General features: G+C 60.5%; 19 protein-coding genes and 2 pseudogenes. 4 read left to right on the forward strand and 17 right to left on the reverse strand.

The window, feature by feature from the left end; translation table 11 throughout:
- Positions 1-55: 55 nt before the first annotated feature.
- Complete coding sequence (locus XH79_RS39385) at positions 56-1,432, reverse strand: CaiB/BaiF CoA transferase family protein (RefSeq protein ID WP_245471725.1); 1,377 nt, start codon at positions 1,430-1,432, stop codon at positions 56-58.
- An 83-nt stretch (positions 1,433-1,515) separates the two neighbouring features.
- Between XH79_RS39385 and XH79_RS39390 the strand changes: the two genes are divergently transcribed.
- Positions 1,516-2,607, forward strand: a complete 1,092-nt coding sequence (locus XH79_RS39390) for a LacI family DNA-binding transcriptional regulator (protein WP_128948345.1) — start codon at positions 1,516-1,518, stop codon at positions 2,605-2,607.
- 166 nt (positions 2,608-2,773) lie between these two features.
- Here XH79_RS39390 and XH79_RS39395 read toward each other — a convergent pair whose 3' ends face one another.
- Positions 2,774-5,410 carry a CehA/McbA family metallohydrolase gene (locus tag XH79_RS39395; protein ID WP_271585201.1) on the reverse strand — a complete coding sequence of 879 codons (2,637 nt, stop codon included), beginning with the start codon at positions 5,408-5,410 and terminating at the stop codon, positions 2,774-2,776.
- Positions 5,411-5,535: 125 nt separating this feature from the next.
- The gene (locus tag XH79_RS39400) at positions 5,536-6,795 is read right to left on the reverse strand and encodes an MFS transporter (protein ID WP_164937373.1); all 1,260 of its coding nucleotides are present in this window, start codon (positions 6,793-6,795) and stop codon (positions 5,536-5,538) included.
- A gap of 765 nt (positions 6,796-7,560) precedes the next feature.
- Between XH79_RS39400 and XH79_RS39405 the strand changes: the two genes are divergently transcribed.
- Positions 7,561-8,343 (forward strand): enoyl-CoA hydratase-related protein, encoded by a 783-nt coding sequence (locus XH79_RS39405; RefSeq protein WP_128948343.1) that lies wholly within the window; start codon positions 7,561-7,563, stop codon positions 8,341-8,343.
- A gap of 58 nt (positions 8,344-8,401) precedes the next feature.
- On the opposite strand, the gene XH79_RS39410 is transcribed toward XH79_RS39405, so the two are convergent.
- The 9 genes from XH79_RS39410 to XH79_RS39450 all read right to left on the reverse strand — a co-directional run bounded on the left by XH79_RS39410 (position 8,402) and on the right by XH79_RS39450 (position 17,146).
- Entirely contained in the window at positions 8,402-9,622 is a 1,221-nt protein-coding gene (locus XH79_RS39410) for a substrate-binding protein (protein WP_271530749.1), read from the reverse strand.
- Positions 9,623-9,774: 152 nt separating this feature from the next.
- Positions 9,775-11,031 (reverse strand): amidohydrolase family protein, encoded by a 1,257-nt coding sequence (locus tag XH79_RS39415; protein WP_164937371.1) that lies wholly within the window; start codon positions 11,029-11,031, stop codon positions 9,775-9,777.
- 76 nt (positions 11,032-11,107) lie between these two features.
- On the reverse strand, positions 11,108-11,803 hold the full coding sequence (locus XH79_RS39420) for an ABC transporter ATP-binding protein (RefSeq protein ID WP_128948341.1): 696 nt from the start codon (positions 11,801-11,803) through the stop codon (positions 11,108-11,110).
- The gene (locus tag XH79_RS39425; protein ID WP_128948340.1) at positions 11,796-12,530 is read right to left on the reverse strand and encodes an ABC transporter ATP-binding protein; all 735 of its coding nucleotides are present in this window, start codon (positions 12,528-12,530) and stop codon (positions 11,796-11,798) included. Before XH79_RS39425 ends, XH79_RS39420 begins: the two co-directional genes overlap by 8 nt.
- A complete protein-coding gene (locus tag XH79_RS39430; protein ID WP_271531168.1) occupies positions 12,517-13,527 on the reverse strand; it encodes a branched-chain amino acid ABC transporter permease in 1,011 nt (336 codons plus the stop codon). Before XH79_RS39430 ends, XH79_RS39425 begins: the two co-directional genes overlap by 14 nt.
- Positions 13,528-13,592: 65 nt before the next feature.
- The gene (locus tag XH79_RS39435; protein WP_271530750.1) at positions 13,593-14,813 is read right to left on the reverse strand and encodes a substrate-binding protein; all 1,221 of its coding nucleotides are present in this window, start codon (positions 14,811-14,813) and stop codon (positions 13,593-13,595) included.
- Entirely contained in the window at positions 14,810-15,673 is an 864-nt protein-coding gene (locus tag XH79_RS39440) for a branched-chain amino acid ABC transporter permease (protein WP_128948339.1), read from the reverse strand. Before XH79_RS39440 ends, XH79_RS39435 begins: the two co-directional genes overlap by 4 nt.
- A 489-nt stretch (positions 15,674-16,162) precedes the next feature.
- The gene (locus tag XH79_RS39445) at positions 16,163-16,357 is read right to left on the reverse strand and encodes a hypothetical protein (RefSeq protein ID WP_208757082.1); all 195 of its coding nucleotides are present in this window, start codon (positions 16,355-16,357) and stop codon (positions 16,163-16,165) included.
- Positions 16,358-16,420: 63 nt separating this feature from the next.
- Positions 16,421-17,146: a PAS domain-containing protein gene (locus tag XH79_RS39450; RefSeq protein ID WP_271530751.1), complete on the reverse strand. Its 726-nt coding sequence runs from the start codon at positions 17,144-17,146 to the stop codon at positions 16,421-16,423.
- A 154-nt stretch (positions 17,147-17,300) separates the two neighbouring features.
- Between XH79_RS39450 and XH79_RS39455 the strand changes: the two genes are divergently transcribed.
- Together XH79_RS39455 and XH79_RS39460 are read left to right on the forward strand one after the other, a co-directional pair.
- Positions 17,301-18,089, forward strand: a complete 789-nt coding sequence (locus tag XH79_RS39455) for a DUF3800 domain-containing protein (RefSeq protein WP_271530752.1) — start codon at positions 17,301-17,303, stop codon at positions 18,087-18,089.
- Between the two features lie 158 nt (positions 18,090-18,247).
- On the forward strand, positions 18,248-19,594 hold the full coding sequence (locus XH79_RS39460) for an IS5 family transposase (protein WP_271530753.1): 1,347 nt from the start codon (positions 18,248-18,250) through the stop codon (positions 19,592-19,594).
- Between the two features lie 241 nt (positions 19,595-19,835).
- Here XH79_RS39460 and XH79_RS39465 read toward each other — a convergent pair.
- From XH79_RS39465 to XH79_RS39485, 5 genes and pseudogenes are all read right to left on the reverse strand, one after another.
- A pseudogene (locus XH79_RS39465) lies at positions 19,836-20,011 on the reverse strand (IS1595 family transposase); the annotation flags it as partial.
- Positions 20,012-20,014: 3 nt separating this feature from the next.
- A pseudogene (locus XH79_RS39470) lies at positions 20,015-20,339 on the reverse strand (pyruvate kinase); the annotation flags it as partial.
- A 145-nt stretch (positions 20,340-20,484) separates the two neighbouring features.
- Complete coding sequence (locus tag XH79_RS39475) at positions 20,485-22,248, reverse strand: FAD-dependent oxidoreductase (RefSeq protein ID WP_128948336.1); 1,764 nt, start codon at positions 22,246-22,248, stop codon at positions 20,485-20,487.
- Entirely contained in the window at positions 22,241-23,104 is an 864-nt protein-coding gene (locus XH79_RS39480; RefSeq protein ID WP_128948462.1) for a phosphoenolpyruvate hydrolase family protein, read from the reverse strand. Before XH79_RS39480 ends, XH79_RS39475 begins: the two co-directional genes overlap by 8 nt.
- Entirely contained in the window at positions 23,097-24,347 is a 1,251-nt protein-coding gene (locus XH79_RS39485; protein WP_271530756.1) for a Tm-1-like ATP-binding domain-containing protein, read from the reverse strand. Before XH79_RS39485 ends, XH79_RS39480 begins: the two co-directional genes overlap by 8 nt.
- Between the last annotated feature and the right edge of the window lie 363 nt (positions 24,348-24,710).

The following is a 24,710-nucleotide window of genomic DNA, read 5'->3' on the forward strand; positions in this document are numbered from 1 at the left end:
CCCTCCTGGTGTAAAAGCGTGCTTCTTTCGGGAAGCTTATTTTTGTTTGATAATGCTACTCTGCAGCGCCGACGGCGCCCGTCTCGTAGAGATCCTTCAATTGCCGGGCGTCATAGCCGAGCTCTTTCAGGATCTCTTCCGTTTGCGCACCAAGCTTTTGCGGCGGCAAACGCACGTCCGGCAGCTCCCCGTCGTAGCGCACGGGATGGCTGACGAGCGTGATGGGAGTCCCCGTTGCACCAGCGACGACCTGGAAGTTTTTGTTGTGCGCGATTTGCGGATCGACAACGACCTCGGCATAGTCGTTGACCGCGGCGTGCCAAATTCCGTGCGCTTCGAATAGGACGATGCATTCCGTGGTTGAGCGCTTGGCGACGTTGGCGGCAATCAGAGCCGAGGCTTCATCCCGCCGGCGATACGCCTCCTGGTCAGGAATTCGCTGATCGGCAGGCAGGCCGAGCGCGTCCGAGAGCGCCTCCAGCGATCCCAGAGAGATCGCAATGTGTCCATCGCGCGTCGCATAGATGCCGTAAGGTGCTCCGTAGTACCAGCCGGCTACGGGGCCTGGCTGACGGACGTCGTCAGGCCTTTTGCCGTTCAGGTAGCAGGTAAAAGATTCCATCTGCAGGTCGAGCGCTGCCGACAGCAGGCTGACATCGACGCGGCAGCCCTGCCCCGTGCGCGCTTTTCTCACCAGGGCAGCCAGAATTCCCGCCGCAAACAAGGCAGCGCCGTGATGATCGATGGCGGAAACGCCGACAGCCCGCGGCCCCTGCTCGCGGCTTCCGGTGATCATCGCAAGTCCTGACAGCGCCTGGATCAAGAGATCTTGGCCGGGGCGATTGACGTAGGGCCCGTCAGGACCGTAGCCGGAGGCGGCAGCGTAGATGATCTGAGGATTGATCTTCTTTGCATTCTCATAGCCAAGGCCAAGCTTGTCGAGCACGCCCGGGCGAAAGTTTTCTGTGATCACATCCGATTGCGCGATCAGTTGCCTGGCAATGGCCACGGCTTCGGGTTTCTTCAGATCGAGCGTGAGGCTGCGCTTGTTGCGGTTTCCGGTGAGAAGCAACATCGACTGGCCGTCGACCCGCTTGTCCGCTCCGCCCCATTTCCTCTGAAAGGCCCCGCCGGGAGGTTCTACGGCGATCACGTCAGCGCCGAGGTCCGCCAGAAACTGCACCCCGACCGGCCCCATCAGGAAGTGATTGAAGCTCAGGACACGAATGCCCTTCAAGAGATCGACCATACGTTCGTGCCTTCGGCTTTCGTGAAGATGACGGTATTTTCTTACTTCATTTCTGAAATCGATTTCAGAATTATTCCCTCCTTCGAACGGAGTCAAGCGGATCAACAGATTTTTCGAATGCCGCCCGACCAGCTCACCTGCCGTCCGCGCTGGGAGGACCACAGATAGCGCGGGATCGTCCACACACAGGACTTGAGCATGTGGCACTCGGGGTGGTTAAAGTTTTGAGCGGGAGACCCTCTCCTGCTCGCGATTGACCAGAGCAGATGGACAAGAAACCTGTCATCGACCCCAAAGGCCGCCAGCAACCGCGCGTGAAGATCGAGGACGTCGCCCGGAAGGCAAATGTCTCACCGGCGACCGTCTCGCGCGTCCTCAATCATCCCGATATCGTGCGGCCGGAGCTTCGCGACAGGGTCATGCGGCATATCAATGACCTCTCCTATACGCGCGATAGCGCGGCCAGGGCCTTGAAATCGGGACGCATGCGGACTGTCGGCGTCATCGTCCCGACGCTGGCGCTCGGCATCTTTGCGGAAGGGGTGGAGGCGCTGCAGAACCGCCTCAGCGAAAGCGGTTACACGCTGTTCATTGCGAATTCGCAGTATGACCAGCGGCGGGAATTCCAGGAACTGCAGAGCCTTGTCGAACGCGGCATCGATGGAATCGTACTTGTTGGCGGCTCCCATGGACGTGAACTGAGGAGCCTGATCGAACAGGCCGGCGTACCCGTCATCACGACCTATGTTTCCAAGGCAGGTGGCGGTATCCCCGCGATAGGGATCGATAACGAAAGCGCCACCCGGGAGATGACCCAGTATCTCCTAAGGCTTGGACATGTCCGATTCGGCGCGATCGCCAATGTTGTTGCAACCTCCAACGACAGATCCCGCGCCAGGCTCGAGGGAATTCAGCGCGCACTCTCCGACGCGGGCCTGCCGCTCAAGCCGACCCAGATCATCAAGGCGGATTATTCGCTTGCCCAGGGCCGCAGCGCCCTTCGTCAACTCCTGACCGACCACCCTGATACGACAGCGGTGATCTGCACCACCGACACGCTTGCCATCGGTGCCATGGCAGAGGCTCGAAAAATGGGGCTGATCGTTCCGACTGCGCTATCCATCACAGGATTCGACGATGTGGAGCTCGCGGCGCAAATGGACCCCCCGCTCACAACCGTCAGTGTTCCGGCAGCTGAAATCGGCCGAGGGGCCGCCGATTACCTAATCAATGCCATCGCCGGAAGTCCGGTTCCCAAAAGCGTCCTGTTGCCTTACCGCCTTGTCATGCGCTCATCGAGCGCGCCGCCACGCTCTGGCGAAGGGCCCGCCCGCCGGCGGCGCAGCCGAGATGTATGATTGCGCCCACCACTTGAAAACGATTTCAGTTAAGGAGGTAGTTTGACCTCCCCAAGGCCCCAGGAGCCGGTCGAAACGCAGTGCTGCCCGCCCATTCATTGTCGCGCGAAAAGTAGATCGGCGACTATGCCACGACACCTCCCAAGAGCCGACGGCACAGAGGTTTTCAATGCTCGCGTTCAGCGTGAACGGAGTGAACGGGCGCATGGTGGTGGCTGGCGCCGAGCTCGTGCAGCTTGTGATGCAGGCGATGATGCGCAAGTTCCAGGGTGGCTCGCAGCCGCGCGTGTCGCGCCTCATTGGACTTCGGGGCAAGCGTATCCATATAGGCGATCGACCCCTCGATTTGCGCAAGGACCGCCACGGCGTCCGCAGTGGCAAAGATGGGCATCTCGCCAACTGTGACGTAGACAGCACTGGTGTGCGCCGCGATGTCAGCCTCGCGTCCAGCGACACTGCCCCGCACGCGTAGCGCGATCCAACAGGACTCGGTGATGTGCAGCGAGAGCTGACCTTTGCACGACAAGCTGGCACATCGGACTTCCTCGACCACCGTGCCGTTACGGATCAGCTCCAGCCGTGTCGGTGCGACGCTGACCGATTCGATGCGCCAGTCGATGCCAAGCGTGCCGCCTGAACGGGAAAGCGGGATCGTGCTCCCGGGACGCTGGCCTTCGACGATCATCTCAACCAGAGGCCCGACGGTGATGAACGTATCCCCGCGACGCACGGCCTCCATCCAATTGCGATAGGTGAAGTCGCGCTCGCCCAGCCGCACATAGGTCCGCGAACCGCCGAGGAGTGCGGCCGCGTCCATCTTGTCGGAGCCGGCTACCAGCGGCAGATGGTATCCGATGTTGAGATAGCGGTACCAGTCGGCCAGGCCAAACGCGCTGATCTGCGCGGTCCGCGGGTTGAACGACATCATTTCGATGGCGTCGACAAGGCCGAGCACAATGTCGGCCGCCCGCTCGGCTTGCGGGTTCGGCGCGTGCGGCATCACGACCAGTCCCCCTTGGTGACGGCAGCGCTCCGCCCAGTCGGCCATGGTCGCTTCAAGGACATCGCCGATCGCAGCTTCGTTGGACCCGCCGCAAGAGAGCGGATTGATCATCTCGCCTTCGTAGCCGAGCAGCGATATGTGCCCCAGAACCTGCATTCGGTTCTCCGTGCCGACCCGAACCAGAAACTCTCCGTCCCCACCGAAATCCTTTGCCCCGATCGTCGTGCGGCCGTCGAAATCAGCGACGTTGGTGAATAGCTCGCCCCATTGTGCCGCGAGCAGGTTGACGACGTTGACACCCTCAGCCTTGCCCTCGAGCAGAGCTGTCTGCGGACTCAGGAAATGGACGTGCGTATCGGAGCTGACCCATCCCTGTTCGCGCCAGCGCAGGACACGATCGAGCTCAAAAGTGAGATTGTCGGTGGACGCAGTGATTTCGACGATGGTGCGTAGCGGAATCACCTCAAAGCCCCTGCAGATCTCGACGAACACGGGCCCGAGCGGCAGGTCCGCCTCGCAGCTGCCGTCCACATAGGCGTACTGGTTCAGCCCGTTGGCAAACTCGCCGGCGAAGTCTTCGAACCTGCCGGTGTTGACCTTGCGGTGATGCCCCTTGGGCGGCAGATACTCCCCGTGCGCACCGTGCAGATGCAGGCGCGCGGCAACACGCATGCCACTGCCCTTCTCTACGATGCGGATCCTGACCGGCCTTGTGGCCGGTTCGATTGTGGTCACATTGAGCGGCGCGCCTCCTGCATCGCCGGCAGCTTCCAGCGAGCGAAGCTCGAAGACGTGCAAGCGGCCATCGTCAGAGCGCAGATAGAGCCTTGCGTCCGGATGTGCGGAGTACTCGACGATGACTTCGTTCCCGGAGCGCACGGGCTGCACATCAACTTTGGCGCCAAGCCAATCCGCTCTGGAGTACTCGAGCACTGCGCGGGCCGAGATGACCGTGCCGAGGTCCATGCCGATCTGCTCGCCCCGATCGTCGACATCGAGCTCGCCAAGCTTGTTCAGATGGACCCCGGGCGGCAGCCGCACCTTGAGCTTGCGGCGGCCCTGAAGGCGCAGCGGATGCTGGGTGAGGATTGTCGTGGTCGCCGCAAAGACGAGCGAGAGTTCCTGTCCCGCGCGCAAACTTAACGCGGAAAGCTCCTTGTCTGGATAGGGGTTCGGGAGCGCGTAAAGCCACAGGTTCTCGCCTTGCCGGTCCATGCGTCCGGATTCGGTGCGGGCCTCGCCCAGGAAGAAGCTCGCACCCGGCACTCTGCCGAGTACGAAGTCCTCGCCGGTGCTTGCGTGCACGATCGGTGCGCGTAGCGGCAGGGCAGCGAACGCACTCGCACTCCAGGAGATGTGGTTCTGCTGGATCGCGAACCTGCGCAGCACCGGCACGTCGGTCTCGCTGCCGTCGGCGTAGCAGAGCGTGTATGTCGCGACCAGATCGCCGAGTGGATTGCCTTCCACAGGCAGCGTGGCCGGGCCGATCTCTCCGAAACCCATGGGGCTTGCGCTGGGTCGGTCTGCCGCCACTTGCACGAACAACACATAGCTCGCCATTGTCGGTGGCAGCGCGATGGCAACAGGAGGTGCCCCGGGGCGCAGCTCCAGCACATCCGGCCCTGTATCGCTGCCGAAGAGAAAGGGCATGCCGCGATGGATCTTCGGACCGCGAAGGGAATCGATCCAGCCAGTGTCGCCCGGGCGGCTGGCAAAACCTTCACCGGCATTTGCACGCCTGGCGTTGAAATATGGCTTCAAGTCCACGGGCGTGAAGTGCGGCGATGAAGGCGTTTTCATTCATTGGACTCCAGTTCAGGAATTCGCCGGTCCGCAAGTGAGGTTTGCCGCGATCATTGCCTTGTCTCGAATAAGAAACACTTGCGTCTGCCTTGGCGCAGCGGAATGCAGCAGGCAAAGCGCCTTCAATCACCGATGTAGACGCGGCCGCGCTTCTTGGCGACCCGGTAGACGACGACGCTGAGCAGCGCGACGAACGAGCCGTACACGGGAAACATCCAGGCAATTTGCTCGCGTTGCAGCCAGACCATCAGATAGGGTGACGTTCCGCCAAACAGCGAAACACCGAGTGCATAGCCAAGAGCTACTCCCGTTGTCCGTACCGCACGCGGCATCAGCGTGGTGGCGATGAAGTTGTAGAGGGCCATGTTGAAGCCCACGATGGCGCCCCCGAATACCGTGACAAAGAAAAACGTGGAGATGCTCTTTTCGGAGTAGAGCAGCGTCAGGAAGAAGCACGGGATGAGCAGCAGCCGCAGCAGCGTGAAAGCACGCGAGGGCCGTACCTTGTCCGCGAAGGCGCCGACAAAAGGTGCGGACAGCATCCAGGTCAGGACCATCAATGTCATGATCCCGTACACAGAGGTGCTGTTCTCCTTGAACACAGTGTTGGCCATGTTGGGCAGCCCGGCATTCCAGGCATAATTGGCAATCTGCATCGACCCGATCACCAGGATGACAGTCAGCAGGGATAGCCGCACGCTCCACAGCGTCTTCCACACCCCGCCCGTCGTCTCCCGAATGCGCGAAGCCTCATCCTGCCTATGCATGGCCCGATGGATCAAGGTTTCCGGCACCGCGGTGCGCAGATAGATGATCAACAGGCCCAGCACGCCACCGACCGCGAAGGGTATGCGCCAAGCCCACTCGCGCATCACATCGGGAGCCACCGAGGCGCTCACCAGGAAGGCAACCAGACTGGATCCGAGGTTTCCCAGCTGGATGAACGTGCCGCCGATTAGACCAAGAAAACGTCCCTCCTTCCCGGGCGGCGCCAGTTCAATCGCGATGGCGTTGGCGACACCAGCTTCAGCGCCCGTTGCAAGCCCCTGAATCAGTCGCATGATGAGCAGCGCCACGGCCGCCGTGACGCCAATGTCCTTGTAGGTCGGCAATAAGGATATCAATAGCGAGCAAACCGCCATGGCCGTGACCGAGATCAGCATGACGCGTTTGTGGCTGATGCGATCGGCGACCGGCCCCAGCAGCGCCGCGCCCAGGGGCCGAGCGAAGAAACCCGCCCCGTACACCGCCAGTCCCGCGAGCAGCGAAGTCGTCGGATCATCAGAAGGAAAGAAGTGAGGCGAGAGAAACGCCGCCATCGCGCCATAGATGTTCCAGTCGTACCACTCCAGAGCTACGCCTCCTCCGAGGCCGGCGGTCATCCGTCTATTCGCGACTGGACTGTCAAGCTGGATGGATGCAGCGCTGGGCTGAGCAACAATGTTCATGGGTCCTCGGGCTCTATTGATGACGTGAATGGTATTGCGGGTCGGGCGAGAACGAGCAGCCGCTCGTCGGCTCAACTGCGCCCGCCGCGGCGGGGTCTACGAGAGCGGCGGCATCGAGCAGGCCGGCCGGCGAAAGCGCAGGCGCAAAAGGTGGCCGGCATGCTGGCGATAAGCCTGCCTCGCCTCACTTATTTGCGGGCCTCGCCTCACGAGCGGCCATCGCACGGCCTCGGTCGCGCAGGACGCCTCCATTGCTGCTTGCGACTTGCGCGGCGGCTCGCATGAAGCGCGCGCCAGATTCCATGCCATCCTCATGGCCAGCCTTCCTCTGTTGCTCAAAGCGCGCTTCTGAAGAAGCCGATATTCTTGTTGGACAGCGCGGCGTCACAAGAGCGCGTCGCAGCGTCAATGAGATCCCTCTGATGCAGCCCACTCACGCCGGCCGCACGCTTCCGGTTTCCCGCAGTATCGGGTATCTATTCCGTCGATCCATGAAATCGATTTCATAAAAGATAAGCATTTGGAACCACGAGTCAAGCCATTTTCTAAGGGGCAGGTCAGCCACACTGCTGGCGAAGCCGCGTCGAGCCAGCGCCCCAAGAGCCAAACTAGCTAAAATGAAGCCCCGAAAAGCTCCGTTGCTAAGAAATCGATTTCAGTCTAAGGCGTGACGTCATATTCCTTCCGGAGAATCGCTCCATGACCGAGACGCCCGATCTCATCCTGTCGACATCTGTCGCGCCCCACGTGCGCCTATTGACGCTGAATAGGACATCGAAACGAAACGCCTTGAGCAACCAGCTGATCGGGGAGCTTGGCGCCACCTTGCGCCGTGCCGCAACCGATGAGGATGTCCGCTGTGTCGTGCTTTGTGGCAGCGATGCGTTCTTCTCTGCCGGAGCCGACATCAAGGAGATGCGAGAACGCGGCTTTGAGGCAATCGACAATTCCGCGCGACGTTCTGCCTGGCGGGACATAGCCAATTTCCCCAAGCCCCTCATTGCCGCGGTCGAGGGCATTTGCTTCGGCGGCGGCCACGAATTGGCGCTGCTCGCGGATATCGTGATAGCAGGCGAAGGGGCGGTCTTTGCGCAGCCTGAGATCAACATCGGGATATTGCCGGGTGACGGCGCAACGCAAAGGCTAACTCGTGTGGCTGGCAAATCTCTGGCCATGCTGATGATCCTGAGCGGCCAGTCCATTACGGCCCGCATGGCGATGCAGGCAGGCCTTGTCGCGGAAGTTGTCGAAAGCGGCCGGGCACAGACGCGAGCGCTCGAAATAGCCGATCTGATTGCGCAAAAGCCTCCCCGTTCGGCTGAACTTGCCAAAGCGGCCGTTCTCGCAGCGTTTCAGACCACGCTGGACGTCGGGCTCGAGTTCGAGCGGCAAGCGATACGTCACGCTTTCAGGACAGCTGACCAGCAGGAGGGAATGAACGCCTTCTTTGAGAAGAGGCCGCCGAACTATCGCGGGACATAGCCACCACGATTTGCCCGCAGGCGGCGCCGGCGATGCTCGCCCGCGCAACATGCGGCATTCAACACTCCTTCGGCTCGACCGGGCCGGCGCTACGGGCGACGATCTCGTATTGGCCGGCCTTTGCCACACCAATGTACATGTTCATCCTGCAGTGGCGCTTGCCCGGCACCATCTCCGCCGGCCCGCCAGGCCCTTGCGAAATCCTTGCGTGGTCAAGCGCGGCGGCGACGGCCTCGCGGTCAATTGTACCGGCTTCCCTCACTGCGGCTTCCCACAGCTTCAGTCCTCGATAAGTGCCGGTCGCGGCGCTGCCTGCTGAGAACCGGAACTTGCCTGGAAACTGCTTTTCGTAGGCCGACTGGATTTTGGCGCTCACCGGGTCCTCCACGGTGAGCGCCTTGTAATAGTCGAGGCTGCTGGCGAGGCCTTCGATCTCGTGAGCCTGGTTCATTTCGAGCGTGTTCTCATCATAGTAGACGCAGCCCAGCTGTCCCCCATTCCTGGAAAAGCCCGCTTCATAAAGCTGTTTGAAGAACGAGCCGACGCCCGGGGGGATAACGCTGTTGAATACGACGTCTACCTTGTTGGACGTGATGCGGCTCACGGTGGATGAAAAATCGATCTGGTCGAGCGGGTAGTACTCCTCGAACACCACCTCGCCGCCGCTGCTCTCGATCACCTTGCGCGCATAGGCATTGATTGTTTGCGGCCAGACGTAGTTGGAGCCAGGCAGCGCAAAGCGTCTGCCACCGTTCTTGATCAACCACGGAATGAACCGGTCGCAATTCTGCGCCGGTACCGGCCCGGTGCAAAACAGATAGGGCGTGCACTCCCTGCCTTCGTAGGCCTGCGGATAGATGTAGAGCGTCCTGCCACGAGAGATGATGATGTCCTTGATGGCGTTGCGCATCGAGCTCGCAATGCCGCCAAGCACCAGGTCGACCTTGTCTCGCTGAACCAGCTTGCGGACATTGCCGACAGCAACCGACTCGTTGGACGCAGTGTCCTCGATCAGGAGCTCGATCGGGCGTCCCAGGAGACCACCGTTCTCGTTGATCTCGCTCGCGACCATGCGAGCGACATTGGCGTCGGTATTCCCGGCAAAGCCGAGTGCCCCCGTAAGGTCGGTGGCAATGCCAATCCTGATCGGGCCTTCGGCGGCGTTGGCCCAGTCAGGACGGATCACCCAGCTGCCCGGGCCGGCCGCAACGGCCGCAGACGCAAAGGCGAAATTGCCGAGAAAGCGGCGGCGGCTGAGTTGCCGGTGATCATTCAACATCGAACTGACCTCCCCTTGGCTCATGGCCTTAAATCACGCGCCCTGCTCTTTCCCTCGGGGAGCGCGGTAGGCGGAAAGCTATCCGTCCCTTTTGGTTTCAAGCAGCCTCTTACGCTCGCGTTTGGGTAAAATCGCGTAACAAAGGGCAGCGTTCAGGACAGTCTGAAAAACTCCCTCGCGTTCTCGCCAAGGATTCTGACCGCCAGGCGCTCTGCGTCTCGGGATCGAAAGTAACCCTTCGCGACCTTTTCGTTCAGAACCTCGCCGATGAGCCGGCGTGCGCCCTGTACCGCGGCAAACGTCTCCTCGACGTGAAGACAATCTCCTCCGATCATCATTCGCGATTCATCCGGCAAGACTTCAATGGCCTCGTGCAGGGCGAGCTTGAAATGTGACGGGCTCAACAGAAAGGACCAGCACAAATCAAGCCAGACATTACGGTACACAAAGGCCATTCCCAATAAGTCCCGGCTCCAGGGATAGGCCAAATGCATCAGCAGAAAGCGCGTCCGAGGATGACGCTCAATCAACCCGATCATGCGTAGCGGGTGGGAGCCGCTGATGATTGCCGTTCCAAGGTGCGTTTGGACTGGCAGGTCGGCCTCGCCTGCGAGCTGACAAAACAGGTCGACGACAAAGTCGCAGAAAGCCTTGCGCGCCGCACGGGATGGAGACCTTTGTCCCCAGGCCTGCCGAGCCAGGTCCTCGTTCGGTTCGTCAAAGCTTAGGTCCCGGTCATAGGCGAGCGCGTTTTTGAGCGCAACGTGATTGCGCAGGGCGGAGCCGGCTACCAGCTCGCGGATTGCATTGCAATAATCGTCAAAGGTTTTCACCTCCATGCCAAGGCGCCGCAGCAACGTATGGCCGCAATTTCCATTGTGATCGCGGGATTCCGGGTGCCAGCCGAGGGCGAATGCGTTGATCCGGAGGACCGCATCGTAGTTTTGTCCAAGACCCGGGCGCGGATCCATCAACGGATCGAGAAAAGGGTCCGTTACGATCCGCCCGATGGCGGCGCGCCCAATGACTTCACTTGGCCATGTCGCCTCCTTGTGGCGTAAGCGCACGGAAGCGTCTACCGCCTCCCAGTTGTCGCGCGTGATTCCGGTCTCGGCGACGCCGTAAAGCTCGGCAACACCGCCGGCGAGGTTGCGAACGAATGCGTTCGATCCGCTCTTCTCCAGGAACGCCGCAAGGGCTTCCCAGGTGGTCGGCTCGGTAGCGGTAGATAACATGTCGCCCGTCGCCTTGGGCTCGGATGGCAGGACGTTGCTTGTCCAAGCCGCATAGCTCTGTTGAAACAGTTTCAACAGATTTACGTCCCGGCTATGTGCGACCTCGGGTATGTGATGTTCATGGACATCGACGACTTGGCACGCATTCACAAAATCGCTCATGGTTTTGGACATCGTTCCTCTCTGTTCGGCCATCGCAAGGAACTTCAAGGCGCCATCTTTCGGGCTGTGATGGCAGCCGGGGACGCCTCTACGGCGCCAGATACGTCAGGAGCCGCGGGTCGTCGCGTAATTGCTGCGAGGGGCCCGACAGCGCGACACGGCCGCGATCGAGCACATAGGCGTGCTCCGCGACACGCATTGCAAGATCGAGATGTTGCTCAACGATGATGATGGCGATCTCTCTGGCCAGCTCCATCAAGCGCTCGGTGATCTCCTCGATGACGCCGATCCAGACACCCTCGGTCGGCTCATCCAATAGGAGAAGCTTAGGGTTGCCGAGCATCGCGCGGGCGATTGCGAGCATCTTGCGCTCGCCACCGGACAGCGTTCCGGCCGGCTGATCCAGGCGCTGGCCGAGTTTTGGAAACATCCTCATGACCCGGTCCACTGCCGATCCATCGCGGTGCAAAAGCGATCCGACGGCGAGATTGTCGCGCACGGACAGGCGCGCGAACACCGAATGCTCTTGCGGCACATATCCAATACCGGCCCGCACCCGCTCTTCGGTGCGGCGGCGATCGATGTCCCGGCCGCCGAACTGCACGCCGCCCTTCCATGCCGGCAGTTCGCCCACGATCGCCTTCATGAGCGTGCTCTTTCCGGCGCCGTTGCGGCCAAGGACGGCCACACCGCCGCGCGGCGGGACGGCCATATTGACGCCGAACAAGACCTGGCTGCGTCCATAGCCGGCGTCGAGATGCTTGATATTGAGGAATTCAGGCACGGCGCAAATAGATCTCCTGGACACTTCTGTTGGCCTGGATCTCGGCAACCGTCCCTGACGCCAGCACCTTGCCCTGATCGAGCACAGTCAGGCGGTCGCAGATGTCGCGGATGAAATCTAGGTCGTGCTCCACGATCAGGAGCGAGCAATGCTGTTTGATCGGCTGCAGCAACTCGCCCGTGACGCGGCGCTCCTCGAGGCTCATGCCACCGGTCGGCTCGTCCAACAGCAGAAGGCGCGGCCGGCAAGCGAGCGCCATCGCGATCTCCAGCCATTGCTGCTGCCCATGAGACAGGGTCGCCGCAGCATCAAAGGCGCGATCGGCGAGCCGGAACTGGAGGAGCATCGCCATGACCTCCTCGTGCAGTCGTCCCCGACTACGCGAGAACGCCAGATCCAGCAGTGAGGACCGGGCCTGCAGCGCGAGCAGGATGTTGTCGTAAAGCGTGAGGGCAGGTAGCACGGCGGTGATCTGGAATTTCAGGCTCATGCCCGCTCGCGCACGCTCTGGCGGCGTCAACGAGGTGACGTCAGTATTGATGAACGTCACCTTGCCCTGCGTCGGCACCAGCGCACCTGCAAGACACTTCATCAGCGTGCTCTTGCCCGAGCCGTTCGGCCCGATCAGGCCATGAAACTCTCTTTCGCCGACCGTGAGCGCCGCTCCGTCTAGCGCGGTGAGCTTGCCGAAGACCTTGGAGATGCCCACGGCTTCAAGGAGCGGCATTGCGCTTTTCCTTCAGGCTCGGGCCGAAATGACCTACACGTTCCCGCTCGCCCAGCACCAGGCTGATCAAGCCGAGTGGCCGGAACAAAATGACGAGCAACAGCAGAACGCCGAGTATGATCGGCCAAATATCGCGATAGTTGTCGGAGAGCCAGAAGCTGAGGCCCTCGACAATCGCGGTGCCGATGACCGCGCCGATCAATGTCCCGGAGCCGCCGAACAGGACGTAGAGTACGACCTGGGTCGACATGACCACGCCCAGCATGTTGGTCCAGACAAACCCCTCGTGAAACGCATAGAGGCTGCCGGCAGTCCCTGCGATCGCGCCGCTGATTGCGAATATGATCGCCTTCAAATGTTGCACTTTGTACCCGAAGAAGGCGATGCGCTGTTCGTTCTCTCGCAATCCCGCCAGCGCCAGACCGAACTGCGACCTCAACAAAAAGCGCGACAGAAGGTAGATCAGAACCAGAATGGCGAGCACCAGGTAGTAAAACCCTGGTCCCTCGCTCAGTTGGTATGAGCCGATTGTCATCGGTTGGATCGAAGGGATACCGTTCTGGCCGCCAAGGTAATGAGAGCCTCTCGCAAGCCGGTCAGCTGTGTAAGCTCCGGTCATCGTACCAAGCGAAACGAAGACCACACTGGAGGGGTGACGGCCAAGCAGCAGGAAACCAGCCAGCAACAATGCCGCCACAAAACCGATCAGGGTTCCAGCCGGGAGGACGGCAAAAATCGATCCGACTCCGAAGTCGCGTGAAAGCAGCGCCACTCCGTAGCCGGCCATGCCGAAGAACAACGACTGACCCAAGCTCAAAATCCCGGCATAGCCCCACACCAGGTCGAACGACAACGCAAAGAGGCACAGGATGAGCACTCGCGTCGCATAGACAGTGATGTAATCCCGCAGGACGAGCGGTGCGATCGAAGCTGCAATGAGCAATGCCACTTCGAGAATCGGAAGCACCTTCATTCGCCCGGCGAAGGCAGATGCCATGCCGGGCGAACGAGCAGCTTCAATCACGTGTGGCGGGGGCTGTATGCCGGTGCCGGTCGATGACATCAGCACTCCTTCGGATCGACCAGGCCGGCGCTACGCGCGACAATCTCGTACTGGCCGCCCTTCGCCACTCCAATGTACATGTTCATCCTGCAGTGGCGCTTGCCGGGCGCCATTTCGGCGGGCCCGCCCGGCCCTTCCGCAATCTTGGCGTGGTCGAGCGCGGCGGCTACCGCGTCACGGTCAATTGTACCGGCCTCCTTCACTGCAGCCTCCCACAGCTTCAATCCTCGATAGGTGCCGGTCGCAGCGCTGCCTGCAGAGAATCGGAACTTGGCAGGGAACTGCTTGTCGTAAGCCGACTGAATCCTGGCGCTCACCGGATCCTCCGCCGCGAGCACCTTGTAGTAGTCGAGGCTGCTCGCAAGCCCTTCAATCTCCTGGGCCTGGTTCATTTCCAGGAAATTTTCGTCGTAATAGACGCACCCCAGCCGCCCGCCGTTTTTGGAGAAGCCGGCTTGATAAAGCTGTTTGAAGAACGGGCTCACGCCCGGCGGCACAATGGCGTTGAACACCACGTCGACTTTGTTGGATATGATGCGGCTGACCGTCGACGAAAAGTCGATCTGATCGAGCGGGTAGTATTCTTCGAAGACGACTTCGCCACCGCTGCTCTCGATCACCTTGCGCGCATAGGCGTTGATCGTTTGCGGCCAGACATAATTGGAGCCAGGCAGCGCAAAGCGCTTGCCACCATTCTTGATCAACCAGGGAATGAACTGGTCGCAATTCTGTGCCGGTACCGGGCCGGTGCAGAACAGATAGGGTGTGCATTCTTTACCTTCGTAACCCTCGGGATAAATATAGAGCGTCTTGCCGCGAGAGATAATGACGTCCTTGATCGCATTGCGCATCGAGCTCGAAATACCGCCGATCACCAGATCGACCTTGTCTCGCTGGATCAGCTTGCGCACATTTCCTACGGCGACGGATTCGTCGGAGGCAGTATCCTCAATCAGGAGTTCGATCGGGCGTCCCAACAGGCCGCCGGAGTCATTGATCTCCTTGACCAGCATGCGAGCGACATTGGCGTCGGTGTTGCCGGCAAAGCCGAGTGACCCCGTAAGGTCGGTCGCAATGCCGAGCCTGATCGGACCTTCCGCAGCATTTGCCCAATCCGGACGGATCACCCAGCTGCCCGGACCCGCCGCGATGGCGGCGGAGGCGAAGCCGAGATTGCCGAGAAAGCGGCGGCGGCTCAGTTGACGGCTGGCGTTGATCATCGATTGACCCCTCTTCCCGAAACAAGGCCTTGCGGCCGGAACTTGATGAAAATGATGGCGAGCACGAACACCAGAACGTCGGCGATGACCGGTGACATCAGCCAAGGCAGCCAAGCGCTGAACGTACCGATGACGCTGGCGCCAGCGACCGGGCCCGCGAAGGACCCGACGCCACCGACCATCACGGCAACGAAACCCTGGATAAGAAAGCGGATGCCGAGATCGGCAAATAGTGAAAAGACCGGCACGATCAGCGCGCCGGCGAGACCCGCGAGCGCCGCACCAAAGGCAAAGGTGACGCTGTAGATCATGCCCGTGGAGATGCCTGAGGCACGCGCCAGCTGTGGATTCTCCAGCGAGGCGCGGACTCGCAGGCCGAACGAGGTGTAGGCGAGCAGTGCATGGCTCGCGGCCATGACCAGCAAAGTGATGATGACGATGACGCCGCGCCAGGAGGCGAAATGCAGACTACCGATCGTAATAGAGCCACTGATTGGCTCCGGGACCGAGAGATAAAGCCCCCCGGTCAGGCCGCGCACGGCTTCGCGAATGATCAGCCCGAGCGCATAGGTGCCGAGCATGGCGACAATTGGAGCGGCATAGAATCGTCGTACGACCAGTTTTTCCAGGACGAAGCCAAGCGTGCCGACCGCGACGGGCGCGGCAAGCATGCCGAGCGGGACCGGTAAACCGACGCTGTGCACGAGATAAGTGACGTACGCGCCGAGCAGGACGAACTCGCCTTGCGCGAAGTTGAAGATGCCCATCATGCTGGCAATGATCCCGAGCCCGAGCACGACCAGCACAACGATGGCACCAAAGCTCAAAATCTCGAAGGCCGCGATAAGTAGCGTATCCATGTTGCTGCGTCACATTCCTTGGGCTTGGGAGCAAATCATCTTCACGCCGAGCGCTCGAAGGCGTGAGCTGCACGTTGGAATGCGAAGGGCTGCTGACACGAGAGCGCTCCTGGAAGGTCATCCCGACAAGGGGAGTTGCAGGCAATGGTGAGCCTCTTGGGCGGCCCGCCTGTCGGCGCTTCATTCACGACATGCGGCACGAGATTGCCTAGATCAACGCAGGAAGATTTGAGTAATGTTGGGTAATGTTGGCCAGGCGACCGACATTGCGGGACACGTTAAAGAGGCCCCGGCGGGTCGCCGGCCGTTCTCGCCAGCCCAATTTCGATGCAGCCAAAAGCGACAGAGAGCTATCCGCATGCCCTCACCGCAGGCGCTCGCAAACGCGCGTCGTTAGCGCTTGCCGAACTATCGGAGGAAACCAGACGAGCTGACGCACCACTTCACGATGGCCGCAGGCAGTGAGTTCGGCACCGAGAAGGTATCAAGTCATTGTGGCCGAACACCTTGCTTGCCGACCAGCGGAAATGTGAATTCAATTCCCGCACCCGCAAACGTGGTCAACAGAGTCTGTAGCAGATCGTCGGATCCGGGAAGCGTGTCATTGTACTCTTCGAGCTGCCTGATGACGGCGCATGAAAACCCGCTTCGCTTGGCCACCTGCTTCACCGACCAGTTCAGCATCCCCCGTGCGGCTCGCAATTGCCTCCCCGTGAGCTTCGATGCGCCTTTCCGCTCCCTTGCGAGTTATCCTAATGCGCGTCGGTAAGCTCCATCTGCCTGCCGCAACCGGGCCTCCACCTCGTATGGCTGTCCCGTTGCTAAGGAGACTTGCCACTCCCTCAAAACGGGTTCGCATTCCTTGTCATGGAGAAGGTCCGCCCACTTTCCCGGATTGCCGTATTCCACGCAGGGGTCTGGATCGGAAAACGCGCTGATGTGACCATCACAACTGGCCGTCCCATACCAGCCCCCGAACGAGCCGCGCCAGAGCTCTCGAGCGCTCCGTTGCAATGTTGAGAGCCTCGGACAAGTTTTGCTTTTCCGTGACATCGGCAGCAAGGCCAAGCATCCATTGCGGCTTGCGGTCGGGTCCGGCAACGGCTCGGCTCGGGCGCAAATCCTGCGCAAGGTGCCGTTGTGCCGGATGATCCGAAATTCACCCTCGAGTGTCGCATGGGCGATTGATCGCTGTCCGAACCTGCGGACGCGGCCGCCGTCCTCGGGATGAATTCTCCTGTCGATCTCGGCAGGGGACGGCTCTGTTTGACGCGGGTCCAGTCCGAACACTTCGTAGAATCCGGGAGACCATTGCATCTGCCCACTTTCATTGCTCCGCCACAGGCCGATCGACAGCTTTTCTTCGATAAAGGGAAGTATATCGGCCAGGCTGATGCTGCCGGCGCTCAAGCAATGTGGGCTCGTGATCAGGCGAGCTGCAATCAGTTGCGGACACTTTCGGGTCTTGTCCATCGAGGAAGGGCTGCCGGTCTGGGCACATTGTAGTTGCCGTACCCAAGTGGTATGCAGGCCCGGGGTAGGCCATGAAGGCTGCCCGGCATGCCGCCGCAGATGCATGGGCCCTCGTCAGCGGCTTGCCCAGAATGGAAACCCCTCGCGTCATCTGATGGTGCTGCAGGCGTACATTGATGGCAGTGGTACCGGCGATAAGCGGTCGCTTGTTTTGGCCGGCTATATTGCCGATGCTGACACGTGGGCCAGCTTTTCAGATGAATGGAAAGCGCAACTGGACCATGCCCAAATGGCGCGGTTCAAAATGTTCGAGATGAAAGAGCGGCTAGAAATAGCTGCGTACTTTTACCGACTGATTGAAAAGCACAACATGCAAGCAGCCATCTCAATTGCGGTTGATACGGCCGCCCTCAAGAAGGCCGTTCGCGAATTGGTTACAGAAACCGTGCTCGGGCGAGAAAACCTTGAAAATCCATATTACATCGCATCGCGCGGCCTCATTGAGATTTTGGCCATACATCAGCAGAAATTCATGCAGTGGAACGATCCAGTAGATTTCATCTTCGATGACGAGTCGGAAAAGGTTCATATCTTGGAGATGTGGGACTGGATGAAGGTATTGATGAATCCAGCGGCGCAAGGCCGTATCGGCAGCACGCCAATCTTCAGACCAGATGAAAGATTTATGCCGCTCCAAGCCGCTGACCTGTACGCATGGTGGATCAGGAAATGGCACAATGAAGGGAATCGAGAGGCTATCCAGAGCTATCAGTTTCCCTGGGGATGTAAGAGAGACATACCTCAAATCCATATAGACCTGAAGGAAAGCGGCATCCGCAGGACTCTTGCTGATGCAGTAAAAAAGATGCCTTTCACCAAATCCGTGATGAGTGCTTTCTCCGGACCGCAAGATGCGGCGCGGTGGCTAAGTCGTCGTCCGTGAACAAGCCTCTAAGCGATTGAGCGGGAGTCTGTTTTTCGGATGCGGAGGCATTTGAGATTGCAGGGATTGGGAGCTTGAGAAGCCCAAACCCTGCAATTTCGTTTTATGGATTTCCCTTCGCTGCGGACCATGATTCTATGTTGCATCGGAGGGGGACGATGCGGCCGAAGAAGCATAAGACGACGGGATCGAACGATCTGTTCCGGGCACGGCTGGACCAGATCATCAACATGAAGCACGAGCTGGTTCTGCTCGCTGGCAAGGTCGATTGGGACTGGATCGACGGCGATATCGCGCCGCTCTACAGCGAGAACGGCCGGCCCGGGATCGAGACCCGCTTCGTGATCGGGCTGCTGTTGCTCAAGCACATTTACGGGTTGTCCGATGAGGGGGTCTGCGAACGCTGGGTCCATGACCCGTATTTTCAGTTCTTCACCGGCGAAGAGTTCTTCCAGCACGTCTTCCCGCACGAGCGCTCGGACCTGAGCCACTGGCGCAGGCGGCTCGGCGACAAGCTGGAGCTTTTGCTGGCCGAGAGCCTGCGGGTGGCACACGAGGCCGGCGCGTTACGTGGCCAAGACCTCCAGCGGGTCACGGTCGACACCACGGTGCAGCCGAAGGCCATCACCTTTCCGACCGACGCCAAGCTGCTGCATGCGGCCATCAATGGCCTCAACCGCCTGGCGAGAAGACACGGCGTCAGGCTGCGGCAATCCTATTCTCGCGTGGCCAAGGCCGCCGCGATGATGGCGGGCCGCTACGCCCATGCCAAACAGTTCAGGCGGCATCAGCGGCAGTTGCGTATCTTGCGCAGCCGACTGGGCCGGATCATCCGCGACATCCGCCGCAAGATCGGGGGCCAGCCTGTACTGGAGGAGGCGTTCGCCCTCCCGCTGAGCCGAGCCACCCAGATCCGCTCGCAGCAGCAGCGCCAGCGCGGCTGGAAGCTGTATTCCTTCCATGCTCCGGAGGTCGAGTGCATCGGCAAGGGCAAGGCCAGCGCACCTTACGAGTTCGGCGTGAAGGCCTCCATCGTCACCAACAACCGCCGGGCTCCCGGTGGCCTGTTCGTGCTGCACGCCAGGGCGATGCCCGATAACCCGTACGATGGTCACACCTTGCGGGACGTCCTTGACCGCACCGAGACGCTCACCGGCTGTTCGATCGAGCGGGCCTATGTCGACAAGGGATACCGCGGCCACGACGCACAAAATCCCCGTCGCGTCTTCATCTCTGGCCAGAAGCGCGGTGTCTTCGGTGTCATCAAGCGCGAGCTGCGCCGCCGCTCCGCCATCGAGCCCATCATCGGACACCTGAAGACCGAAGGTCACCTCGGACGCTGCTACCTCAAGGGCCGCGCAGGAGATGCCGCCAACGTCATCCTCTCGGCCGTGGGCCACAACTTCCGCCGCATCCTTGCCTGGCTCAGAGAACTCTTGTGCCTCTTCCTGTTCCAGCTATGGCGCATGCTCGCCTGTCCAGCCCCGCTCAATTCGGCTTCTTAACGGACGACTAAGTCGGCGACGTGAAGGGGTCAGGATGACTTTGCCCGACCCGACCTCGCGGCTGTTAACGAAGTGATTTTTCCTAGGGCCCGCTCAAACTTTTCGCCACTCTCGTCAACGCCAAGCTCACGAGCGGTTTGCATGAATCGCTCGGATTGTTCTTTGTCGGTCAGTTTCGTTTTTGGCTCTGCCTTTTTCCCTTTTGGGGGAGCGGCGGCTTTTGCCGTAGGGCGCCTCTTGGCTAGTTAGTTGTCTTATAGGTGAGGCGCTTTCCAGCGGCACCCTTCAACGCACTTCTGCACGGTCGAGATCGTTCACGCCAAGAGCAACGCGATTGCTGCAGCGGAAATCAAACTCGTTCAAATATCGGTGCAAATGCTTCTCGGCGCAATGCTGATAGGTACCCTTCATGCCGCGCGGCAGCGGGATTGACTGCTTCCCGCCTGTCCTTCTTAGCGCGAAGCAGACCGTCTCCCCGGCATCCCGCGCGAGCTTGCCCTTCATCGAGCCGGCCAATCCGGATCTTCGGGCCTTGCAGATCCTGCAGCACACCGATCGGCCGATTGAATTCCAGCTCCAACGCACGGATCGAGGCGAGCACACGGGCGTGATCGTCATGGGTCCCGTGGCTGAAGTTCAGCCTGAAAGTATCAGCCCCCGAAAGATAAAGCGCACGAAGCTTTTCAGGCGACGCGGTCGCTGGACCAACGGTTACAACGATCTTAGCGTGGCGTGAGCGGCGCATCGTGCCCCTCCAGGTCAGAAGATAAGCCCGGTATCAAGCGGGATACGGCCGCCCATAAGGTATTCAAAGCGAGCTGGCCGACGTTGCGCACTTTCGCTCTCTCCGCCGTCCGTCGTTGCTGGACCAAGAGGTGAAAACACCGCACTTACGCTCCGGATGCTGCCGCGGTCTGTCCTTGATGAGTGGATTGTACGATGCTGTTCACCGCGCGGTAGGCGAACACGATGGCCGGTCCGATCGTAATGCCTGCCCCAGGATAGATCCCACGCATCGGTGAGGTCATGTCGTTGCCGCAGGCATAAAGACCTGCGATCGGCACGCCGTTTCCATTCAGGACCCTTCCGCCAGGATCCGTTGACAGGCCGGTCGCCGTTCCGAGGGTTGCCGGGACAATCGGAAGCGCGATGAATGGCCCGTTTTTGATAGCCCCAAGGTTTGGGTTCTTCTTTCCGACCGACGGATCTCCCAGGGTTCGGTTGAAAGCCGATTCACCGCGTTTGAAGAGCGGATCGCTTCCTTCAGCTGCGTGGGCATTATGTTCTTCAACGGTCTTTTGCAGCTCTTTCGGGTCGAGCCCCAATTCCGCCGCAAGCTCCGCAATCGTCCGGCCAATTTCGATGTAGCCCATGCGGGCATATTTTTTGATGCTCAAAGTCCAGGGCCAGGGGAGCAGGTGTCCCATGCCTCTGAGGCGGACGAATTCCTTGTCGCAGATGAAATAGAACCGCTTGTCCGCCGGATAGCCGTTGTTGAACATGGCAAGGCAGATGTCGTGGTAGGAATTGGATTCATTGACGAAGCGCTTGGCGTTTGGCCCTACGGCGATGACACCTGGACGGCCACGATCGAGCCAGCCGTACGGGACCACTTGCGAGGAGCGGCCGTTCCTGAGGATCGACACGGGCGTCCAGAATCCACTCGATGCAACGTCATTATCGATCGCAGCTCCGAGCTTGCCTGCGAGCGCAATGCCGTCTCCAGTGACATCGCTGTGGGCCAGCGTATCATTGTGCTGGTGGGCTCGGCTGAGCTGGGCTCTCAACTGACCGTTCCGCGCAAAGCCACCAGTTGCCAGGATCACCCCGTGAAAGGCGCGGATGCGGAGATCGGCGCCATCACGCTTGACGATTGCGCCAGTGACTCTCCCGCCCTCTTTCGTCAGATCAACCGCTGGGCAGCTTGGCCGGATTTCAACGCCATATCTGCGCAGGCTGACCAGTAACCGCGCGATCAGCGCATTGCCCCCGCTGAGTTCAGTGCCTCTCCTGTAGCGCAGCCGATCGCTTGCGTAGCGGCCGACGCGGCGCAGGACGTGCTTGAGCGCGGCAGCCGACTGGAAGGGATTGAGGAAGCTTCTGACCTCGCTGGATGAAATCATCATCCCGCCGAGCACGACCCGGATCGGATCACCTATCAGGTCGAAATCCTTGCCGAGAAGCCGTCCGTCATAAGGTGCGGGGCTCACCGCCCGGCCCTTGTCAACCCCGCCGATCTGGCTCGAATGATAATCGGGGGCGGAGGCCAGTGTGAATTTGACTTCACTCCCATTCTCCAGGCCGGCGAGCGCTGTCGGGCCGTCTTCAAGATAGGCGTCTACGAACTCAGCGCGATAATAGTTGCCAAGTTCGTGTTGCAGATAGGTCTTCGCTTTCGCGATCGAATCATCAATTTTTGCCGCTCGAGCCTGCATTGAGCATGGAACCCAGATCATGCCGTTCGACAGGGCAGTGGTGCCACCGAGCCGGGCAGACTTCTCGCACACGGTCACGCGAAGACCGGCCTTTGCCGCATAGAGCGCCGCCGACAGTCCGGCCGCGCCGCTGCCGATCACGAGCACGTCCGTCTCCCAATCATGCGTTTGGGAGAAGGAAGCGGTATTGGGCTTCAATTTAGTGATCTGGTTATTCATTCGTGCCTCGGTGCAGACTCTGCAGTGAATGCTGTCGCTTTCGCGGGAGCGGAACGGCTTTGAATTCTTCGGCTGCAGCCTTCACCGCCCGCTCGATCGGGATCCGTTCGATGGAGGAGGCGCCAACAAAGCCGACGCATCCGGTCGATCGGTAGACTTCCGAGGTATCCTGGGGCTCAGCGATTGCCCCGCCATGGCAGAGAAGGATGACATCCGGGCGAACGGCCTGAGCCGCAGCATTGATCTCGTTGATGCGTCTGATGGCCTCTTCAATCGACTGTCCCTCCTCATGACCAACGAGCCCGCCGCGCGTTGCGCCGACATGTGGGACGACGCAGTCGGCTCCTGCGGTTGCCATCGCTTTGGCATCGTGCGCGCTTGCGACATAGGCGAGCGAGAAGATGCTCTTCCTGCGGGCCGCTGCGATCATCTCGACCTCACGTTCAAAGCCGAGCCCGACGCGGCCTCGACGATCGCGCCATTTCGCACCCATCGTTGAAATGGTCGGGTAATTGATCACGCCGGAGAAGCCGGCAGCCCAGAACTTGTCCAAGAGATCATCGAGATCGAGCCGGAGGGGATCCCAGGCCTCGATACCGCCGATAACAGGAACGGAGGAGACGACGTTGCGGATCTCCGCCGCGAGCCCGAGCGTGCGCGCATTGGAATCACCGATCCGGCTCGTCGGCAGCCCCATCAACCGCGACAGCCCGGTGCTGTAGACCACGAGCATGTCGGCGCCGCCGAGAGCTGCGCATTTTGCGACGAGGCCGCAACTGCTTGCCGCGGCAAGCACTGCCTTCCCCGCCGCAACTTGAGCTGTGATCTTTGCAAGTATTTCGGGCCGATCAAACATCCGCACGGGATGAACCTCCTTGTGTCAATTGTTCGACGATCCACGATGCGGCCGCCTCCGCAAATTCCGGATCATTGATGTGACAATCCAGCTCGCGAGCGATGATCGAGCGCGGCAGATGCCGCCTGACCGCGTCGAACCAGGCTCTATCGGCTTCAGGATTTCGAAAGATGCCGCCGTCCCGGTCATAGTCAGACACCCCCTTGGCCGGCCACAAAACGAGAGCGGGCGCCTTTGCTTGCGAAAGGCGCGCGCCTGTGAGCCTTCCTATGCGCTCGTTCTCCGAGACGGTCGTGCGCATGAGCGTCGTGAAGGGGGTATGCGCATAGAATTGGCGCCCTTTGAACTCGGCAGGCACGCTCGAGGGCGGGCCAAAATTCACCATATCGACGGCCCCCGGCGCGATGAGCTGCGGAATCATGCGGTGAGAAGCTGCTTTGAGCCGATCCGGACCTGCACTGGCGGTGCCGCCGACGAGCTCGTCAGCAAGCTCGGTTGTGGTCAGATCGAGCACCGCATCGAACTCACCGGCGGACACGAGTTGCTCCATCTTGCGTCCACCCGCGCCATTGGCCGGAAAGACGATCGCGTCGATGCCTGCCTCTGCCAGCCGCGCGACACAGCGATTTGCCGCCGGCGTCGTGACCCCAAAGGCCGTGATCGCAACAATCTTTCTCTTCTGCCGACCTTGAGCCGGTACATAACGCATCGCCGCAATGGCCCGCCCGGCATTGTCCAGAACGCGTTCGGTGAACGCGTTGATTCCGAAGAGATCGACCAGGGTCGGATAGAGGATGACGTCGTTTTGGAGGGCCAGTTCGGCCAGGAGGGCTGGCCTTGCGCTGCTCACCAGCAGCTTCGGGAATCCATACGGCAACTCCGAAACAACTTCACCGAAGACTGCACTGCCTTTGCCGCCCGCTACTCCGACGATGGCGTCGATCGCACCTAATCGCAGGAGCTCCTTCACCTCTTCACGCGCACTTGCAGCTATTTCCCGTAAGAGCTCGGCGGGTGCGACCACCCCTGCATCGCTGCAGTCCGACGCGCTTCTGCCTCTCCTGTTTGATGTGCCTACATCAATCGTAAGAGTCTTGCGGCCGCACTGTTCGATGACGCGCGCAAGATAAGCGGTTTCGCGGCCCTTTGTGTCCAGGGTTGCGACGATCGCGACCTTGCCGGCAGGATCGGACGGGTGACCATCCCGGACTGACCTCTGGTCGTCCGCGCAATGGTGAGACACGATCTTCCTCCTGGACGTTTCTGGACACCTGGAGGTCTAGATCGGAGTAAAATGGCACATAAGCCCGGATACGAGCGCGATTGGGTAAAGTTGGGTAGGTGCAAAGCGGCCGTAGCAGCAGCAGCCGCTTCCCGAGAGGCTCAAGGTCCGATTAACAGCAGATTGCACGTCCAGAAGTTTGCAGGTGGCGTTGAATAGCCGTACAGCGCTGAGAGCGCTGACCAAGGCGACGTCCTTGGCGAGCCAAGAGCGCTCCGGCGCCTGCCGCATCCTTGAGAAGGATCACAGGCAATGGGGCGGGCAGAAGGCTTCCCCTGTGCTTCGATGAAGGTGCCCCGATGAGGTACAGCGGTTTCGAAGCGA

Source organism: Bradyrhizobium sp. CCBAU 45389, assembly GCF_028128625.1.
Classification (GTDB): Bacteria; Pseudomonadota; Alphaproteobacteria; order Rhizobiales; family Xanthobacteraceae; genus Bradyrhizobium; species Bradyrhizobium liaoningense_B.

Bases quoted from the DNA above. Each gene is read 5' to 3' on its own strand.
- XH79_RS39445 (WP_208757082.1), bottom strand. From the start codon at position 16,357: ATGCTGAACTGGTCGGTGAAGCAGGTGGCCAAGCGAAGCGGGTTTTCA.
- XH79_RS39435 (WP_271530750.1), bottom strand. From the start codon at position 14,813: ATGATCAACGCCAGCCGTCAACTGAGCCGCCGCCGCTTTCTCGGCAAT.
- XH79_RS39390 (WP_128948345.1), top strand. From the start codon at position 1,516: ATGGACAAGAAACCTGTCATCGACCCCAAAGGCCGCCAGCAACCGCGC.
- XH79_RS39425 (WP_128948340.1), bottom strand. From the start codon at position 12,530: ATGCCGCTCCTTGAAGCCGTGGGCATCTCCAAGGTCTTCGGCAAGCTC.
- XH79_RS39395 (WP_271585201.1), bottom strand. From the start codon at position 5,410: ATGAAAACGCCTTCATCGCCGCACTTCACGCCCGTGGACTTGAAGCCA.
- XH79_RS39475 (WP_128948336.1), bottom strand. From the start codon at position 22,248: ATGAATAACCAGATCACTAAATTGAAGCCCAATACCGCTTCCTTCTCC.
- XH79_RS39410 (WP_271530749.1), bottom strand. From the start codon at position 9,622: ATGTTGAATGATCACCGGCAACTCAGCCGCCGCCGCTTTCTCGGCAAT.
- XH79_RS39400 (WP_164937373.1), bottom strand. From the start codon at position 6,795: ATGACCGCCGGCCTCGGAGGAGGCGTAGCTCTGGAGTGGTACGACTGG.
- XH79_RS39460 (WP_271530753.1), top strand. From the start codon at position 18,248: ATGCGGCCGAAGAAGCATAAGACGACGGGATCGAACGATCTGTTCCGG.
- XH79_RS39430 (WP_271531168.1), bottom strand. From the start codon at position 13,527: ATGGCATCTGCCTTCGCCGGGCGAATGAAGGTGCTTCCGATTCTCGAA.
- XH79_RS39450 (WP_271530751.1), bottom strand. From the start codon at position 17,146: ATGGACAAGACCCGAAAGTGTCCGCAACTGATTGCAGCTCGCCTGATC.
- XH79_RS39405 (WP_128948343.1), top strand. From the start codon at position 7,561: ATGACCGAGACGCCCGATCTCATCCTGTCGACATCTGTCGCGCCCCAC.
- XH79_RS39455 (WP_271530752.1), top strand. From the start codon at position 17,301: ATGGTGCTGCAGGCGTACATTGATGGCAGTGGTACCGGCGATAAGCGG.
- XH79_RS39440 (WP_128948339.1), bottom strand. From the start codon at position 15,673: ATGGATACGCTACTTATCGCGGCCTTCGAGATTTTGAGCTTTGGTGCC.
- XH79_RS39415 (WP_164937371.1), bottom strand. From the start codon at position 11,031: ATGTCCAAAACCATGAGCGATTTTGTGAATGCGTGCCAAGTCGTCGAT.
- XH79_RS39480 (WP_128948462.1), bottom strand. From the start codon at position 23,104: ATGTTTGATCGGCCCGAAATACTTGCAAAGATCACAGCTCAAGTTGCG.